15 protein-coding genes are annotated in these 16152 nt (G+C 73.2%); 7 read left to right on the forward strand and 8 right to left on the reverse strand.

Annotated elements, in window-relative coordinates:
• The first annotated feature begins 57 nt into the window (after positions 1-57).
• Together ABZ484_RS06300 and ABZ484_RS06305 are read left to right on the forward strand one after the other, a co-directional pair.
• A complete protein-coding gene (locus ABZ484_RS06300; RefSeq protein ID WP_358864711.1) occupies positions 58-1443 on the forward strand; it encodes an 8-oxoguanine deaminase in 1386 nt (461 codons plus the stop codon).
• A gap of 280 nt (positions 1444-1723) precedes the next feature.
• Entirely contained in the window at positions 1724-3154 is a 1431-nt protein-coding gene (locus ABZ484_RS06305; protein WP_358864712.1) for a nucleobase:cation symporter-2 family protein, read from the forward strand.
• A gap of 75 nt (positions 3155-3229) precedes the next feature.
• Here ABZ484_RS06305 and ABZ484_RS06310 read toward each other — a convergent pair whose 3' ends face one another.
• The 4 genes from ABZ484_RS06310 to ABZ484_RS06325 form a co-directional block, all read right to left on the reverse strand.
• Entirely contained in the window at positions 3230-3652 is a 423-nt protein-coding gene (locus ABZ484_RS06310; protein WP_358864713.1) for an acyl-CoA thioesterase, read from the reverse strand.
• Positions 3653-3793: 141 nt separating this feature from the next.
• A complete protein-coding gene (locus tag ABZ484_RS06315) occupies positions 3794-4447 on the reverse strand; it encodes a hypothetical protein (RefSeq protein ID WP_358864714.1) in 654 nt (217 codons plus the stop codon).
• A 117-nt stretch (positions 4448-4564) separates the two neighbouring features.
• Positions 4565-5173, reverse strand: a complete 609-nt coding sequence (locus ABZ484_RS06320; RefSeq protein ID WP_358864715.1) for a histidine phosphatase family protein — start codon at positions 5171-5173, stop codon at positions 4565-4567.
• A gap of 36 nt (positions 5174-5209) precedes the next feature.
• The gene (locus ABZ484_RS06325) at positions 5210-6367 is read right to left on the reverse strand and encodes a serine hydrolase domain-containing protein (protein WP_358864716.1); all 1158 of its coding nucleotides are present in this window, start codon (positions 6365-6367) and stop codon (positions 5210-5212) included.
• A gap of 153 nt (positions 6368-6520) precedes the next feature.
• On the opposite strand from ABZ484_RS06325, the gene ABZ484_RS06330 reads away from it, so the two are divergent.
• Entirely contained in the window at positions 6521-7375 is an 855-nt protein-coding gene (locus ABZ484_RS06330; protein WP_358864717.1) for a tetratricopeptide repeat protein, read from the forward strand.
• A 111-nt stretch (positions 7376-7486) separates the two neighbouring features.
• On the opposite strand, the gene ABZ484_RS06335 is transcribed toward ABZ484_RS06330, so the two are convergent.
• Positions 7487-8695, reverse strand: coding sequence for a pyridoxal phosphate-dependent aminotransferase (locus ABZ484_RS06335; protein WP_358864718.1), 1209 nt, complete (start codon positions 8693-8695; stop codon positions 7487-7489).
• 81 nt (positions 8696-8776) lie between these two features.
• On the opposite strand from ABZ484_RS06335, the gene ABZ484_RS06340 reads away from it, so the two are divergent.
• Complete coding sequence (locus tag ABZ484_RS06340) at positions 8777-9433, forward strand: winged helix-turn-helix transcriptional regulator (protein ID WP_358864719.1); 657 nt, start codon at positions 8777-8779, stop codon at positions 9431-9433.
• Between the two features lie 67 nt (positions 9434-9500).
• Here ABZ484_RS06340 and ABZ484_RS06345 read toward each other — a convergent pair whose 3' ends face one another.
• The 3 genes from ABZ484_RS06345 to ABZ484_RS06355 are packed head-to-tail and all read right to left on the reverse strand — an operon-like array spanning position 9501 to position 13108.
• Entirely contained in the window at positions 9501-10301 is an 801-nt protein-coding gene (locus ABZ484_RS06345) for a hypothetical protein (RefSeq protein ID WP_358864720.1), read from the reverse strand.
• Entirely contained in the window at positions 10301-11566 is a 1266-nt protein-coding gene (locus tag ABZ484_RS06350) for a VWA domain-containing protein (RefSeq protein ID WP_358864721.1), read from the reverse strand. The genes ABZ484_RS06345 and ABZ484_RS06350 overlap by 1 nt, the downstream gene beginning before the upstream one ends.
• Before the next feature lie 9 nt (positions 11567-11575).
• Positions 11576-13108, reverse strand: coding sequence for an IucA/IucC family protein (locus ABZ484_RS06355; protein ID WP_358864722.1), 1533 nt, complete (start codon positions 13106-13108; stop codon positions 11576-11578).
• 99 nt (positions 13109-13207) lie between these two features.
• On the opposite strand from ABZ484_RS06355, the gene ABZ484_RS06360 reads away from it, so the two are divergent.
• The 3 genes from ABZ484_RS06360 to ABZ484_RS06370 all read left to right on the forward strand — a co-directional run bounded on the left by ABZ484_RS06360 (position 13208) and on the right by ABZ484_RS06370 (position 16119).
• On the forward strand, positions 13208-14743 hold the full coding sequence (locus ABZ484_RS06360; protein WP_358864723.1) for an IucA/IucC family protein: 1536 nt from the start codon (positions 13208-13210) through the stop codon (positions 14741-14743).
• 235 nt (positions 14744-14978) lie between these two features.
• Positions 14979-15707, forward strand: coding sequence for a DUF2249 domain-containing protein (locus ABZ484_RS06365; RefSeq protein ID WP_358864724.1), 729 nt, complete (start codon positions 14979-14981; stop codon positions 15705-15707).
• Positions 15700-16119, forward strand: a complete 420-nt coding sequence (locus ABZ484_RS06370; RefSeq protein WP_358864725.1) for a hypothetical protein — start codon at positions 15700-15702, stop codon at positions 16117-16119. The genes ABZ484_RS06365 and ABZ484_RS06370 overlap by 8 nt, the downstream gene beginning before the upstream one ends.
• The last annotated feature ends 33 nt before the right edge of the window (positions 16120-16152 follow it).

Consider the following 16152-nt stretch of genomic DNA (forward strand, 5'->3'; position numbering starts at 1 on the left):
GCCCTCCCCGTGGACACCCCGTTCACGGGCCGCCACCGAAAGACAAGAGGAAGCGCCATGGCATCATCGGCAGCCCAGCGCATCGTCATCGAGAACTGCGCGATCGCGACCGTGGACGCGGGCGACACCGAGTACGCCTCCGGGCACGTCGTCATCGCCGGCAACCGCATCGAGTCGGTCGGCGCCGGCCGGGCCCCCGCGGACCTGGAGAACGTCGTACGCCGTATCGACGCGAGCGGCCACCTGGCCACGCCCGGTCTGGTCAACACCCACCACCACTTCTACCAGTGGATCACCCGGGGCCTGGCCACCGACCACAACCTGTTCAACTGGCTGGTGGCGCTGTACCCCACGTGGGCGCGCATCGACGAACAGATGTGCTACTCGGCGGCGCGGGGATCCCTCGGCATGATGGCCCGCGGCGGAGTCACCACCGCCATGGACCACCACTACGTCTACCCGCACGGCTCCGGCGACCTGTCCGGCGCGATCATCAGGGCCGCCTCCGAGATGGGCGTCCGGTTCACGCTGGCCCGCGGCTCGATGGACCGCAGCGAGAAGGACGGCGGCCTGCCGCCGGACTTCGCCGTCGAGACCCTGGAGGGCGCGCTCGCCGCCACCGAGGAGACCGTCAGGAAGCACCACGACGCCTCCTTCGACGCCATGACCCAGGTGGCCGTCGCCCCCTGCTCCCCGTTCTCCGTCTCCACCGAACTGCTCCGCCAGGGCGCCGAGCTGGCCCGCAGGCTCGGCGTACGGCTGCACACCCACGGCTCGGAGACCGTGGAGGAGGAGAAGTTCTGCCACGAGCTGTTCGGGATGGGCCCGACCGACTACTTCGAGTCCACGGGCTGGCTGGGCGAGGACGTGTGGATGGCGCACTGCGTCCACATGACCGACTCCGACATCGAGGCCTTCGCCCGCACCAGGACGGGCGTGGCCCACTGCCCGTCCTCCAACGCCCGCCTCGCGGCCGGCATCGCCCGGGTCCCCGACATGCTGAAGGCGGGCGTACCGGTCGGCCTCGGCGTCGACGGCACCGCCTCCAACGAGTCCGGCGAACTCCACACCGAGCTGCGCAACGCGCTGCTCATCAACCGCCTGGGCCCGCACCGCGAGGCCGCCCTCACCGCGCGCCAGGCGCTGCGCCTGGGCACCTACGGCGGCGCGCAGGTCCTCGGCCGCGCCGAGCAGATCGGCTCCCTGGAGCCCGGCAAGCTCGCCGACCTGGTGCTGTGGAAGCTGGACACCCTCGCCCACGCCTCGATCGCCGACCCGGTGACCGCGCTGGTCTTCGGCGCGGCCGCCCCGGTCACGGCCTCGTTCGTGAACGGCCGGCAGATCGTCGAGGACAACCGCCTGCTCACCGTGGACGAGGACGCGATCGCCCGCTCCACCCGCGAGGAGGCGCAGCGGCTCGCGCGGATCGCGGCGCAGGGCTGAGAGCCTGTGTCACATCCCCGGCCGGGGAAGTGACACAGGCGCTGAGCAGTCGAAGAGCTCCGGCCGGGAGGGACGGCTCCCGGCCGGTAGCCGTGGACCCGAGCGGGGTCCACGGCGGCCGGATCCGGGGCGCGCGGGGACGCGCGCCCCGGAACGGTCTCCGTTCGCCACCCCCCGGCGGGCCCTGCCCAGGACCCGTCCCCGGTCCCGCACGACCACACGCATTACCTCCCTGACACCCACGTCAGAGCCGACGTGTTAACCGACCGGAGGAGCCGCCGTGGCCGCTCACCCCACCACCAGCGACGAGGCACGACCGCCAGCCGAGTCGATCCACCCCGTGGACGAGAAGCTTCCCGCCCTGAAAATGGCGACCAGCGGCCTGCAGCACGTGGCCGCCATGTACGCGGGAGTGGTCGCCCCGCCCCTGATCGTCGGCGCGGCCGTAGGCCTGTCCGGCACCGAACTGACCTTCCTCACCGGCGCCTGCCTGTTCACCGCGGGCCTCGCCACCTTCCTCCAGACCCTCGGCATCTGGAAGATCGGCGCCCGGCTGCCCTTCGTCAACGGCGTCACCTTCGCCGGTGTCGCCCCGATGACCGCGATCGTCGCCTCCACCAAGGACAAGTCCGACGCCCTGCCGGTCATCTTCGGCGCGGTCATCGTCGCCGGCCTCCTCGGCTTCCTCGCGGCGCCGGTCTTCTGCAAGGCGGTCCGCTTCTTCCCGCCGGTCGTCACCGGATCCGTGATCACCCTGATCGGCGTCTCGCTGCTGCCGGTGTCCTTCGGCTGGGCCCAGGGGCCCAACCCCGCCGGGCACGACTACGGCTCGGCGAAATACCTCACCCTGGCCGGCATCACCCTCCTTCTCGTCCTGCTGCTGCGCCGCTTCACCCAGGGCTTCGTCAAGCAGATCGCCGTCCTGATCGGCCTGATCGCCGGCACGGTGATCGCGATACCGTTCGGCGTCACGGACTTCGGCCCGGTCACCGACGCCGATGTGGTCGGCTTCCCCACCCCGTTCCACTTCGGCGCACCCCAGTTCCAGATCGCCGCGATCCTGTCGATGTGCGTGGTGATGGTGGTCTCGATGACCGAGTCCACCGCCGACATGCTCGCCCTCGGCGAGATCGTCGAACGTCCCTCCGGCGAGGAGACGATCAAGGCCGGCCTGCGCGCCGACACCCTCGGCTCCGCGATCAGCCCGCTGTTCAACGGCTTCATGTGCAGCGCCTTCGCGCAGAACATCGGCCTGGTCGCCATGACCCGCATCCGCAGCCGCTTCGTGGTCGCCGTCGGCGGCGGCTTCCTGGTCCTGATGGGCCTGTGCCCGATGGCGGCCTCGCTGATCGCGGTCGTGCCGCGCCCGGTGCTGGGCGGCGCGGGCGTGGTCCTGTTCGGCTCGGTCGCCGCGAGCGGCATCCAGACCCTGGTGCGGGCCGGCCTCGACAAGGACAACAACGTCCTGATCGTGGCCGTCTCGCTCGCCGTCGGCATCATCCCGATCACGGCGCCGGGCTTCTACCACGCCTTCCCCGAGACGGCGCGGATCGTCCTCGACTCCGGCATCTCCACCGGCTGCGTCGTGGCGGTCCTGCTGAACCTGCTCTTCAACCACATCGGCAAGGGCCGTGACGCCGAGGACGTCACGCATCCGATGGAGGCGGGCCAGGAGATCGCGGAATCGGCGCAGACGGCACCGGCACACTGACCCACCGGACCGCCCCAGGGGTACGGCACCCGAGCCGCCGTACCCCTGGGGCGTGTTGCGAAGACCCTCGGCGGGTCACAGGCCGAACGGCGCGGGATCCGTGGCGAGTTCCTTGAAGCGCTCCTGCGGGTCGGCGACCAGCTTGCGTGCCGTCAGGTCCATCAGCCCGCCGACCGCCGTGATCTCGGCCGCCACCGTGCCGTCGAGCTTGCGTATCGTCTGCTCGATCCGGAACGTCCTGCCCCCGCCCCACTCGAAGGCACAGGACACGTCGACCTCGTCGCCCGCGAGCAGCTCCCGCCGGTAGCGGATGGTCGTCTCCAGCGCCACCGGGCCGATGCCCCTGGCGATGAGGCCCGCCTGGCTGATCCCGGCCGCCCGCAGCAGCGACCAGCGGGCGTGCTCGGCGTAGTTGAGGTACACGGCCTGGTTGAGGTGGCCCTGCACATCCGTCTCGTATCCGCGGACGGTCACCCGCACGGAAAACGGCTCGCTCACTGCGTTCCCTTCTCGTCGCTCTCGCACAGCACACTCCGGCCCGTCGATCCTGGCACGGGCCCAGGGGGTGTCTCGTCGATCATGCCGGATCAGGGAGCGGTGCCAGGCGCCGCGAGCCCGGCATGATCGGCGAGACACCCCCTAGACCCGCCGCGGGGACGCCAGCAGGTACCGCGTCCTGGTCCGCGGCTCGGTGTACTCCCCGGCCTGCCACCCGGCCCGCTCCAGCGTGGCCGCGAGGTCCCGCAGCGCCCCGGGATCCGGCGGCCCGTACACCGCGACCGCCTCCGGCTGCGGCGTCGCCCGCACCCGGTAGCCGTCGCCGCCCGGGCCGGCCGGAGGGTGCCCGGCCGCCTCCAGGGCGAGCGCCGCGGACCGCACCAGATGCGTACGCTCCCAGCCGCACGGCCGGTCGGTGGACCCGTCCGCATTGGTCATCCGGCGCAGCTCCAGCAGCCCCTGCCAGGCGCTGTGCACCTCCCGCACCCGCGCGGGGCCCTCGTACGCCGCCGAGTCCTCCTCGCCCCCGACACGGGCGGCGAACACACCGCCGGGGGAGGGCACCCGCTCCGGCCCGGAGGCCGGACGGCCGGCGGCGTCCGCCTCCGGTCCCGCCTCCCGTATCCGGTGCCCCGCGGGCGTCAGGAAGTGGTCGTGCGGCGGGCGCGGATGACGGAAGGCCAGCCCCCGCGCGACCAGGGCCGCCAGCTGGGCCTCCGTGCCCCTGACCCGCCCGGTCACGGGGTCGGCGGTGTCGATGACACGGCGCTGCGCGGCGGTCGGCGGTCGTGTCACGGCGTCCTCCCTCCCCGTCGTCCGACGGCTCCTCCCCGTCCTCCGACGTCCTGCGACGGCTCCTCCACACGCTCGAAGCCTACGACCCGGGTCCGACAACCACCCCCGCGCCCGCCGTCACGCGGACGGCTCGCCCGCCCGGAGGTTCCAGCCCGCGATCACCGGCCGGTCGTGCTCCGTGCCCAGGCGGCACACCGTGCCCGTGGCCAGCTGGAACAGCGCCCCCGCCGACGGCGGCAGCCCCAGCCGCCGCGCGGTGAGCACCCGCAGGAAGTGGCCGTGCGCCACCAGCAGCACGATCCCCTCGGTATTGGCGAACGCGGCGTCGACCTTCGCCAGCATCCGGTCGGCCCGCTCCCCGACCTGCTCCACGCTCTCCCCGGGATGGTCCGGCGGCCCCGGCGCCACCCCGTCCCTGAACAGGAACCAGTCGGGCCGGGTCCGCTGGATCTCCGCGGTCGTGACGCCCTCGTACCCGCCGTAGTCCCACTCCCGCAGGTCCGCGTCCACCCGCGCGTCGTGCACCCCGATCAGCTCGGCCGTCTCCCGGGCCCGCTGCGACGGGCTGACGAACGCCGCGCCGATCCGATGCGACCGGACGAGCGGCACCAGCCGCCGCGCCTCCTGACGGCCGTGCTCGGTCAGCGGTACGTCCGTCCACCCGGTGTGCCGCCCGGACCGCGACCACTCGGTCTCCCCGTGCCGCACGAGAAAGAGATCACCCACGCCCGCCCTTCCTTCCTGTTCGACGTCAGCACGGTGTCACAGGGCCGCGGCGGCCCGCAGGACGGATTCGGCCAGACGGCCGTTCTCGGGGGAGGCGCCCTCACCGGACGGAAAGGCGAAGCGGCGCCGGGTGTAGGCGTACGCCACCCCGCTCGCCGGATCGGCGAAGCCGAGGGAGCCGGTGGCGCCGCTGTGCCCGAAGGAGTCCTCCCCGAGGAACGGGTACCGCTCGGCGAGGTACTCGAAGCCGAGGCCGAAGTGGTTCACCTGGTCGGTGACCAGATCGGTGCCGGGCGTGTGCAGCCGGGCGAACTCGGCCACCGTCACGGGGCTGAGCAGGGCGGGCCTGCCGTCCACGGTGCTGATCGCGGCCGCGTACATGCCCGCGACGCCCCGCGCGTTGCCCACGCCGCCGGAGGAGGTGGGACCGAGCGCGCGTACGGCGCGGGTGTTGGCGAAGGCGACCAGGTCGATCGGCGGCCGGTCCCCGCCGGTGTTGGAGGCGATGGCCCGGACGCTGTCCGGCGCCGCCGCCCGCGCCGCGAGCCGCTCCGCCTGCTCCGGTGTGGGCACCAGCGGCAGCACCTCGAGCCACCGCGGCTCCAGCTCCTCGGGGAGACCGATGTAGAAGTCCAGGCCGTAGGGCGCCCGGACGCGCTCCTCGTACAGCTCCGCGATCGACCGCCCGGTCACCCGCCGCACCACCTCGCCGGTGAGCGCGCCCATCACGAACGCGTGGTAGCCGTACGCCGTCCCCGGCTCCCACCACGGTTTCTGCCCGGCCAGCCGCGCCGCCATCGCCCGGTCGTCGGCCAGCTCCCCGGTGGTGAACCCGCCCTCCACGCCGACCAGCCCCGCCCGGTGCGAGAGCAGCTCGCGCAGCGTGAGCCGCTCCTTGCCCTCGGCGGCGAACTCGGGCCAGTAGCGGGCCACTTCACGGTCGAGGTCGAGCACCCCGTCCTGTACCAGCAGCGCCACGACCAGGTGCGCCGCCCCCTTGGTGATGGAGTACACCCCGGTCAGCGACTCCCCGTCGAGCCCGTCACCGGCCCACAGGTCCACCACCCGGCGCCCGTGGTGGTACGCCACGAGCTGCGCGCCGGGCTCGTGTGCCTCCCCGGCGAGGAACGCGGCGAGCTCCTCGCGCACGCCCTCGAACCCTTCGGCCACCGTTCCCTGGACGCCGACCGCCATGCGAGCCCCCTGTTCAGTGATCATCCGCTGTGTCGGGCAACAGAGAGGCACCGCCGATCATTCCCCCCGGCAGATCATTCAGCCGGCGGGACGGGCCGCCGCTCCTGACCGCGGAGGTCCGGGAGCAGGCGGCCTCGCGTAACCTCACGGCCTGTGAAGATCGCACGCGTGATACGGCGGCGGCGCCGCCCGCGGGACGTGGCCGCCTTGGAACGCCTCCTTGAGCTGTACAGGGACGGCGAGTACGAGGAGGTGGAGGCAAGGGCCAGGGCGATCGAGGCGCGAGCGGGGCGTCTGCGCAAGCGGGCCTGGCGTCTGGCCGTCGGATGGGGCGCCAGGAGCCTGGCCACGGCAGCGGCCTGTGCCCAGGGACGCGGGACGCGGGTGCTGGCCGAACTCGAGTCCCTCACGACGGAGCTGGAGGGGATGACCGGGTCCGGGCGGGCGATGCTGCTGATGGTCCGGAGCAACCGCATGCTGGTCCTCAACAGTCAGCGTCGCTACGCCGAGGCGGAGGCCGAGGGGCTGGACATACTGCGCGGCCTGACCCGCATCAAGCATCTGGCCTCGGTGTCGCACATCGAGTTGTGCGTGCTGGACAACCTGGTCGACGCCCTGTGCGGACAAGAACGTCACGAGGAGGCCGAGGCCGTCGCCCGGGGAAACCTGCCCCGGGCCGAGGGCGGTACGCTCGCCGCTCTGCACTCCGGCCTGGTGATCAGCCTGAACGGGCAGGGGCGGTACCAGGAGGCACTCACGGAGGCGCGCCGGTTCGTCCCGCCCCGGGACCGGAGCCTGAGCGGGCGCCTGGGCATGGGCACCGCCGTGGCCCTGCGTGGTCTGGGACGCCGGAGCGAGGCGGAAGCGGCGGCCCGTGAGGCCCTGGAGGACTGCGAGCGCAGTCTGTACCCGGACCACCCCCGGATCCGGGAAGCCCGCGAACTGCTGGCCCGCATCACGGCCGACGACCCGCCGGCGCCGCCGACCGAGGAGGCCGCGCGCGGCTGATCGGTCCAGGGCCGGCCGGCGACCGGCATACACCGCCTGCCGCCGGTACGCCTGCCGCCGGTACCCCAGCCGCCGGTACCCCAGCCGTGGGCACGCCTGCCGTCGGCCCGACTACTGCCGGTACCCGCTCAGGAACCGTCCGATCCGTCCGATCGCCGTCTCCAGCACGTCGGCGTGCGGGAGGGTGAGGATGCGGAAGTGGTCGGGGGACGGCCAGTTGAAACCGGTGCCCTGGACGACCTGGATCTTCTCGCGCAGGAGAAGGTCCAGGACGAACCTCTCGTCGTCGTGGATCTTGTGGACCCGGGGGTCCAGGCGGGCGAAGGCGTACAGCGCGCCCCTGGGCTTCACGCAGGACACCCCGGGGATCTCGTTCAGCTTCTCCCAGGCCACATCGCGCTGTTCGTGCAGGCGGCCGCCGGGCGCGGTCAGTTCGCGGATGGACTGGCGGCCGCCGAGTGCGGCCTGGATGGCGTACTGGGCGGGGGCGTTGGCGCACAGGCGCATGGAGGCCAGCATGGTCAGGCCCTCCAGGTAGTCCTTCGCGTGCTGCTTGGGGCCCGTCACCACCAGCCAGCCCGAGCGGAAGCCCGCCACGCGGTAGGTCTTCGACAGGCCGCAGAAGGTGAGGACCACCAGGTCGGGGGCGAGCGCGGCGGTCGAGTGGTGCACGGCGTCGTCGTAGAGGATCTGGTCGTAGATCTCGTCCGCGAAGACCATCAGTCCGTGCCGGCGGGCGAGATCGAGGATGCCCTCCAGGATCTCCTTGGGGTAGACGGCACCCGTGGGGTTGTTCGGGTTGATGATCACCACCGCCTTGGTGCGGTCCGTGATCTTCGACGCCATGTCGTCCAGGTCCGGGTACCAGTCGGCCTGTTCGTCGCACAGGTAGTGGACCGCCTTGCCGCCGGCGAGGGTCGTCACCGCCGTCCACAGGGGGAAGTCCGGGGCGGGAACGAGGATCTCGTCACCGTCCTCCACCAGGGCCTGCACCGCCATCGACACCAGTTCGGAGACGCCGTTGCCGAGGAAGACGTCGTCGACCCCCACCTCCAGCCCCCGCTCCTGGTAGCGCTGGGCGACCGCGCGGCGGGCGGACAGGACGCCGCGCGAGTCCGTGTAGCCGTGCGCCCGGGGAAGCATCCGGATCATGTCCTGGAGGATCTCCTCCGGCGCCTCGAAGCCGAACAGCGCGGGGTTGCCCGTGTTCAGGCGCAGCACGCTGTGCCCCGCCTCCTCCAGCGCGTTGGCGTGCTCGATCACCGGACCGCGGATCTCGTAACAGACCTCGCTGAGCTTGCTCGACTGCCGGAACTCCATGCGCCCCTCCGGAAACTGGTGTTGCTTGGTTTTACCAAGTTGGAGCTTGGAAAGTCCAACAACATGTCTAGACTGCGTCGCATGTCACCCCGCACTCGCCGTAGCTATGACCAGTACTGCTCCACCGCCCGGGCGCTCGACCTCGTCGGCGATCGCTGGACCCTGCTGATCGTCCGGGAGTTGCTGGCCGGGCCGCGGCGCTACACCGACCTGCACGCGGATCTGCCGGGCGTCAGCACGGACATGCTGGCCTCACGGCTGAAGGACATGGAGCGGGACGGGCTGGCCGCCCGGCGCCGGCTGCCGCCGCCGGGCGCCGCCTACGTCTACGAACTCTCCCCGCACGGCCGGGCTTTGCTGCCGGTCCTCCAGGCGCTGGGGGAGTGGGGGCGGGCCGAGCTGGGCGAGCCGCGGCCGACGGACGCCCTGCGCGCCCACTGGTTCGCGCTGCCGCTGCTGGGGGCCCTGCGGGAGGCGGGGGCGGGCGGGGGGATCGTGGAAGTGCGGCTGGAGGAGGGCGTCTTCCACCTGTACGCGGGCGAGGACGACCGGCCGGAGCACGGCTCCGTGTACGGCGACGGACCCGCCCCGGGAGAGCCCGACGCCGTGCTGGCACTGGACTCCGCGACCTGCACGGCCCTGGCCCGGGGCGAGCTGGGCCTGGCGGAGGCGGTGCGGAACGGCCGGGTCGACGTCGGCGGGGACGGAGCCGCGGCCAAAGCGCTGCGACAGGCATGAGGGAAGGCCCGCCCCGAGGGGACGGGCCTTCCGGTACTGCAGTGCTGATGGCATGTCAGGTCAAGCGTCAGGCTCCCGGCGGCACCCGTGTGGGCCGTCCCGCCCCCCGCGTCAGCGCGTAGCCGCCGACGCCCGCGAGCGCGGCCAGGATCGCACCGATCCCGGTCCACACCCACCGGTCGGACCACCAGCCGGAGGACCAGCCGTCGTCCGAGCCGAAGCTGGACAGCACCGGCTCGGAACCGTCCTTCTCGTCCTGCGCGGACTTGACGGCGATCCCGGGGACGAGCGGCTCGGCGAGCGATCCGTCCACCGCCGCCGCGCCGCCGATGTCCTTGGAGTCGACGCGGACTTCGGCGTTCACCGGCAGACCCAGGTCGGCCGCGCCGAGGTTCACCACCGTCAGCCGGATGTAGTAGGTGCCCGGCAGCGGATCGTTCGCCCACGGCTCCGACCAGCCGCGCACCGTGCGCAGCACGCAGGCCAGCTCGACCGAGGAGGCGCCCTGCGCGGCGGTGCGGGTCTGGGCGCCGTACTGGCAGGCCTGGCGGCGCCGCAGCCCGTCGTACACGTCGAGCTGCCAGGTCTGCGAGCCGTGCGTCTCGGGGAGCTTCACCGTCGCCTCGACGGTGGGGCGCTGCCCGGTGTCCGCCGGGAACGACCAGTAGAGGTAGTCGCCGGTGGAGCCGTTCGCGGTGGCCTGCTGCCCCTGCTCGATCTCCGTGGCCGTACGGAAGGAGGTGCCCGCCTGGGTGGGCGCCTTGCCGCCGTCGGAGGCGCTCGGGGAGGGCGAGGAGTCGGCCGCGGCCGGCCCGGCGGCCAGCCCGAGCGCCAGCAGCGCGGCGCCCAGTACACGAGTGATACGCATCAGTTCGTCCTCCACACCGCGACCCGCCAGCGCGACAGCCAGCCCCACAGCAGCCCGGCCAGGAAGCCGACGAGCACCAGCACGCCGAGCAGCCACCAGCCGCGTCCCAGACCGAACGCCGCCACGTCACCGGCCTTGTCCGGACCGTCCACCACGTCGACGGTCAGTTCCAGCGGCAGACCCGGCGTGGTCTTCACACCGGGGGCCGGCGAGAAGGAGTTGGTGACCTGGAGGCACACCGTCTCGGCCGGGGCGTTGTCGTCATCGCTCTCGGGCCTCGGGTAGCGCAGTCCCGTCGATATCACGTCCGTACGGCCGGTGCCGGCCGCCTCGCCACGCACGATCTCCCGGCCGTGCACCGTCACGGCCCGCAGCAGCAGCCCGTAGTCCGGGTTCACGGCCCGGTCGTCGGCGACGCTCACCGAGGCACGCAGCTCCTGGCCGGGGTCGACGTCCACCCGGTACCAGCGCTGCTGCCCGAACTCCTCGCGGTCGGTGAACAGGCCGGACTTGAGCGCCGGTGCCTTGGCGCAGTCGGCGGCGCCCTGGGTGGCGACCGGTGTCACCACCGGATCGGCCGCACGGTCGACCAACTGGCCGACCCGGTCGGAGAGTTCCTCCTTGTGCCGCACGGAGGTGTATGTGCCGCCGGTCGCGTCCGCGATGCAGCTGAGCTGGTCGCGGGTCTTGGCGTCCGGCACCAGGCCGAGGGTGTCGATGGTCAGGCCGATGCCCTTGGCCGCGATCTCGCGGGCCACCTCACACGGGTCCAGCGGCTGGCAGGTGTCCTCGCCGTCGCTGATCAGGACGATACGGCGGGTGCCGTCGCCGCCGTTCAGATCGTCCGCCGCCTTCAGCAGCGCCGGCCCGATCGGCGTCCAGCCGGTCGGCTGCAGCGTGGCCACGGCCGTCTTCGCCTCGGTGCGGTCCAGCGGGCCGACCGGGTAGAGCTGAGCGGTGTCCTTGCAGCCGGTCTTCCGGTCGTTTCCGCGGTAGTTGGCGCCGAGGGTGCGGATGCCGAGCTGCACCTCCTCGGGCGTGGCGTCCAGCACCTCGTTGAACGCCTGCTTCGCCGCGGCCATCCGCGTTCCGCCGTCGATGTCCCGGGCGCGCATGGAACCGCTGACGTCCAGGACGAGTTCGACCTTCGGGGCGGGCCGGCCGTCCGGTTCGTCGGCGACCGCGCCGGCGGGGAAGGCGATCCCGGCCGTCAGGGCGGCGAGCAGAGCACAGACTCCTGCCGCCAGCCGTTGTCTTGTGATCATCGGCGGATCTTATTGATCGGAGGCGCCCGGATCCAAAACGAGCGGGTTGGGCAGGGTGGTCCACCGGTCGCCCGGCGTCCCGGGCGACAGCCGCATCAGCGTCAACGCCTTCGCGGGCAGCGGCTCCTCCCGCAGCGCCCGGACATCTTCCGTACCCGGTAGGTCACTTACGGCGGCCTCCAGGGCCGCGCGCAGGACGTCTCGCGAACCCGCCGCCCCTGCCAGCGCGCCGGCCACCAGGGAGCCGAACAGCTTCCGGCGCAGGGCCTCCGGGTCGTCGGTGAGGTTGCGGGCGGGCAGCTCCGGGACCGCGATGCCGTGCCGGGCCAGCCGCGCGGGGCTGACGCGGATGTCGGCGAGGTCCCGGTAGACCAGTCGCAGCGGAGCGCCCGAAGCGGACAGCACCACGAGCAGGTTCTGGCCGTGGGCCTCCAGGGCCACCCCCAGCTCCAGCAGGCGCAGCCCGGCCGTGAGCGCGAGCCGCGTGAAGCCGGCCAGCCACGACGGGGAGTCCGCAAGGCCGGTGACGGGCAGGGCCGCCACCGGCAGCACGTGCTCGCCTGGTGCCGTGTACGCCCGCGGCGACTCGCGCCACAGGGCGGCCAGGTCGGGGGAGTGGGCGGTGGCCGCGCCGAGGGTGCGGGTGAAGTGCAGCAGGCCTTCGGCGCGGGGGGCCAGGTCCTCGGCGAAGTCCGACAGGACGGCCGAGGCGGCCACCGAGCCGACCGAGATGTCCCGCACCGACGACGTCAGACGGGCCGACAGCGCGGTCTTGACGTGCGGCCCGTCCGGCAGGGCCAGGGTGCGCAGCGACATCAGGGGGTGCGCGGCGAGGCGGCCGCCCTCGCCGGGCCGCTTGAGCACGTGCTCCGCCTGCCAGGGGTGCACGGGGACCAGCAGCCGTCCGCCGTCCCGCAGTTCCCGCGGCCACGCCCCGGTCACCAGGCACTCCTCCGCCGCGACCGGTACCAGGCACAGTTCCACCAGGGGCCGGTGCTCCGGGCCGTACGCCAGTTGCTCGGCCACGGAGAAACCCGGCCGGGAACGGCAGTTGGGGTGGAAGGGGTGACCGTCGACCACCCGCTGCTCCCACACCCAGTCCGGCGCGGTCCACGCCGGCGGCGGTGCCTCGGGGCCCAATGGCCGATCGGCCCGGGACAGGGCCAACGAGGCGGCGCTGTGCCGGAGTTCGGCGGCGAAGGCCTCGCCGTGCGGCACGGCCAGGCCGGTCATCAGGCGCGCCGGATCCTCGTAGGACGTGCCGCCGAGCCGTACGGCGGTCACGTGGGCCGCCGTGGCGTACGGATCCGACGGCGGCCCGTGCAGCGCGCGGCCGTCGGCGAGGCGCAGCACCAGCCCGTCCCGTACCCGCTCCCGGCCCGTCACCCACGGCAGCGGCTCGTGCGCCAGCGCCCGCCACAGCCGGGTGAGCACGGACGCCCGCGCACCGCGCAGCTCGCCCGCGTACCGTGAGACCAGGTCGGGACGGACCGCGGCCAGCTCCTCGCCGATCTCGGCCTCGGCGCTCGGGAGACGGTGCACGGTCGGGCTCCTCGGGTACGGGTCGGACGCGGGCGCCACGGTAGCGCGCGCCGGGCGGACATACTGGTCACCTTCGCACCGTGTGGACGTAGGGAACGAATGGAACCCGTGGAGCCCATGCCCGCCTCCGACGACGTCGGACCGCGCGCCGACGCCTACGCGTCCGCGCCCCTGCTGAACTGCCTGATCCGCGAGGTGGCGCAGCCGTGCGCGGGCCGGGGCGGACGGCGGGTGTACCGGCTGCCCGGCGGGGGGCGGCTGCTGCGGGTCCGCGAGGGGCGGCGCCCCGCGGAACCGGAGGTGTACGCGGCGGGCCGCTGGCGGCGCGTGGACCACACCGAACTGGTCAAACTCGTGGCCGAGGAGCTGCGCCGGCACACCGGCCTGTCCAACGACGAGCTGCCCGCCGAGATGATCGACAGCCGGGAGGCGGTGGCGGCGCTGCTCGCCGCCCGCGACCGGGCGGCGCCGCCCGGCGACCCGTACCTGCGCTCCGAGCAGTCCCTTGTCACGGGGCATCCCCACCACCCGGCGCCCAAGGCGCGCGGCGGCGCCCCGGTCGCCTCCTGGCTGCCGTACGCGCCGGAGGCGTACGCCCGCTTCCCGCTGGTGCTGCTCGGGGTGCGCGCGGACACGGTCGTGGAGGACGGCGACACCTCGGCGCTCGACGCCCTCGGCCAGGCCCCGCCCGGCTACCGGCTGCTGCCCGCCCACCCCTGGCAGCTGGAGCTGGTGGGCCGCGACCTCGACGAGGCCTTCGCCGACGGCCGGCTGATCCGGCTCGGCACGACACCCTTCGACGTCCGGCCCACGGCGGCCATCCGCACCGTGTGCGCGCCGGACGCCGACCTCTTCCTGAAGTTCAGCCTCGATGTGCGCATCACCAACGACGTACGGCGGCTGTGGCGGCACGACCTGCTGAAGCTGCGCCGCACGGACACGGCCGTCGCGGCGGCCTTCGCGGCTCTCGGCGGCCCGGCGGCCTGGCTCAGCGACCGCGGCTACCGGACCGTCGGCTTCGCCTTCGAGGAACTGGCCGTGGTCGTCCGCGACGGGCTGCGCGGGCATCTGCTGCCCGGCGCGACCCCGCTGCTCGCCGCCGCCCTGGCCGAGGGCTTCGACGGCAACCCGCTCGACGGCCCGGCGGATCCGGCGGTGTGGTGGGCGGCGTATCTCCGGCAGGTCCTGCCGCCGGCCCTGACGGCCTTCGCCCGGCACGGTGTCGTCCTGGAGGCCCATCTCCAGAACTCGCTCGTCGCGACGGACGCCGACGGCCTTCCCGTGCAGGCGCTGTTCCGGGACGCCGAGGGCGTGAAGCTGCTGCCGGAGGTGTCCCGGGCGGCCGGCTGGGAGCGGCTGGTGTACTGCCTGTTCGTCAACCATCTCAGCGAGATCGCCGCCGCCCTGGTGGAACGCCACCCGGCCCTGGACCCATGGCCGGCCGTCCGCCGTGAACTGGCCCGCCACGACGTGCCCGAGGCCGCCGCGCTGCTCACCGCCCCGACCCTGCCCGGCAAGACGAACCTGCTCCTGCGCTGGACCGGCGCGGACGGAGCCGACGCCCGGTACCGGCCGCTGCCGAATCCCCTGCTCGGCGCGGAGGGGGAGGGCGGCCCGGCGGTGGGGGCGCGGTAGGGCCTGCCCGGCCGACAGGTTTCTATGAATGTACATGTGAGAAACAGGTCTGCTCTGCCTGGGCGAGTGGCCGAAGAGATGGCTCCCCCTCCCGTTCTTACGAACAAAGATGTAATAATTATGCCGCTCTTCGCGGGTGTACCCCGTGCCCGAACGGCCCGGAGCAGCTGAGAACAGCCAGGAACAGTCAGGACCAGCCAGAACGAGCACAACAGCGGGAACAGAGGGATCACGCATGCCGCCTGCCGCAGAGGTGTACATCCAGTCGACCGACACCGACCCGGACGTCCGCGCACGGGCCGTGGTCGAGGAGGCCCACCAGCGATTGCTGGACCAGCTGACCGCGCTCACCGAATCCGACGAGCAGGACGAGCAAGACGAGCAAGACGAGCAATCCGCGGACGCGTTCACGGAGCGGCTGGGCCGTCTCCTGACGGCCACCGAGCAGACTCTGTACGCCGCCGCGTCCGGCGCGGCCGAGACCCGGCTGCTGGTACGGGCGCTGCGCGCCGCGGCCGGCACGGTCGGCGGGCAGGCCGCCACCCTGGCCGCCGCGACCGACGGCACGGAACGCGCGGGCGCCGCCCGCACCCTCGCGGGCATGCTCGCCGTCCATCTCGGCATGGAGCGTGCCGTGCTGCTGCCCGCCCTGGCGGCGCTGCCGGGAGTCGACCTGTCCGCGCTCGCCGGCGACTTCACCACCGTCCTGGAAGGCGGCCGGCTGGAGGATCCGGCGGTCGTCGACGTCCGGGAGATCCCGCACGGCCGACGCCACCCGCGCATCTTCACCCGCTTCGCGCGCCTCGCCGACGGGGAGTCCTTCGTCCTGGTCAACAACCACGACCCCAAGCCGCTGCGCCGTGAGTTCGAGGCCACCCATCCCGGCCGCTTCACCTGGGAGTACGTCGAGTCGGGCCCCGAGCAGTGGCAGGTCCGCATCGCACGGGTGGCCGACGATGGCTGAGGGGCGGTCCGGCGACCTGCCGCAGGGGGCGGCCACGGCGCGTGTGCTGTGCGACGTCCGGGCCCTCACCGGCGAACTGCCCGGACCCACCGGCGTCCTGTGGAAACTGACCGAGTCCGGCCGCCAGCTCGACGCCAACCTGATCCGGCTGCCCGCCGGCGAGCGCATCGGCACGCACGCCGAGCCCGACCTGGACGTCCTGGTGCTCGTCGTCACCGGTGACGGCGTGATGGACACCCCCGAGGGGGAACTGCCGCTGGCCGAAGGGGGGCTCCTGTGGCTGCCGCACGGTTCGACGCGCGCCATCACCGCGGGACCCCGGGGCCTGGCCTATGTGACCGTCCACCGTCGTCGACCCGGCATGCAGATCCGGCGCCGCCCCGGGACTCCGGATCCGACGGGGAGCGGGTGAGAGGTTTTCCCTATTTTCCACGAGGCGTGCCGG

This window comes from Streptomyces sp. NPDC006393 (assembly GCF_040628575.1).
Classification (GTDB): domain Bacteria; phylum Actinomycetota; class Actinomycetes; order Streptomycetales; family Streptomycetaceae; genus Streptomyces.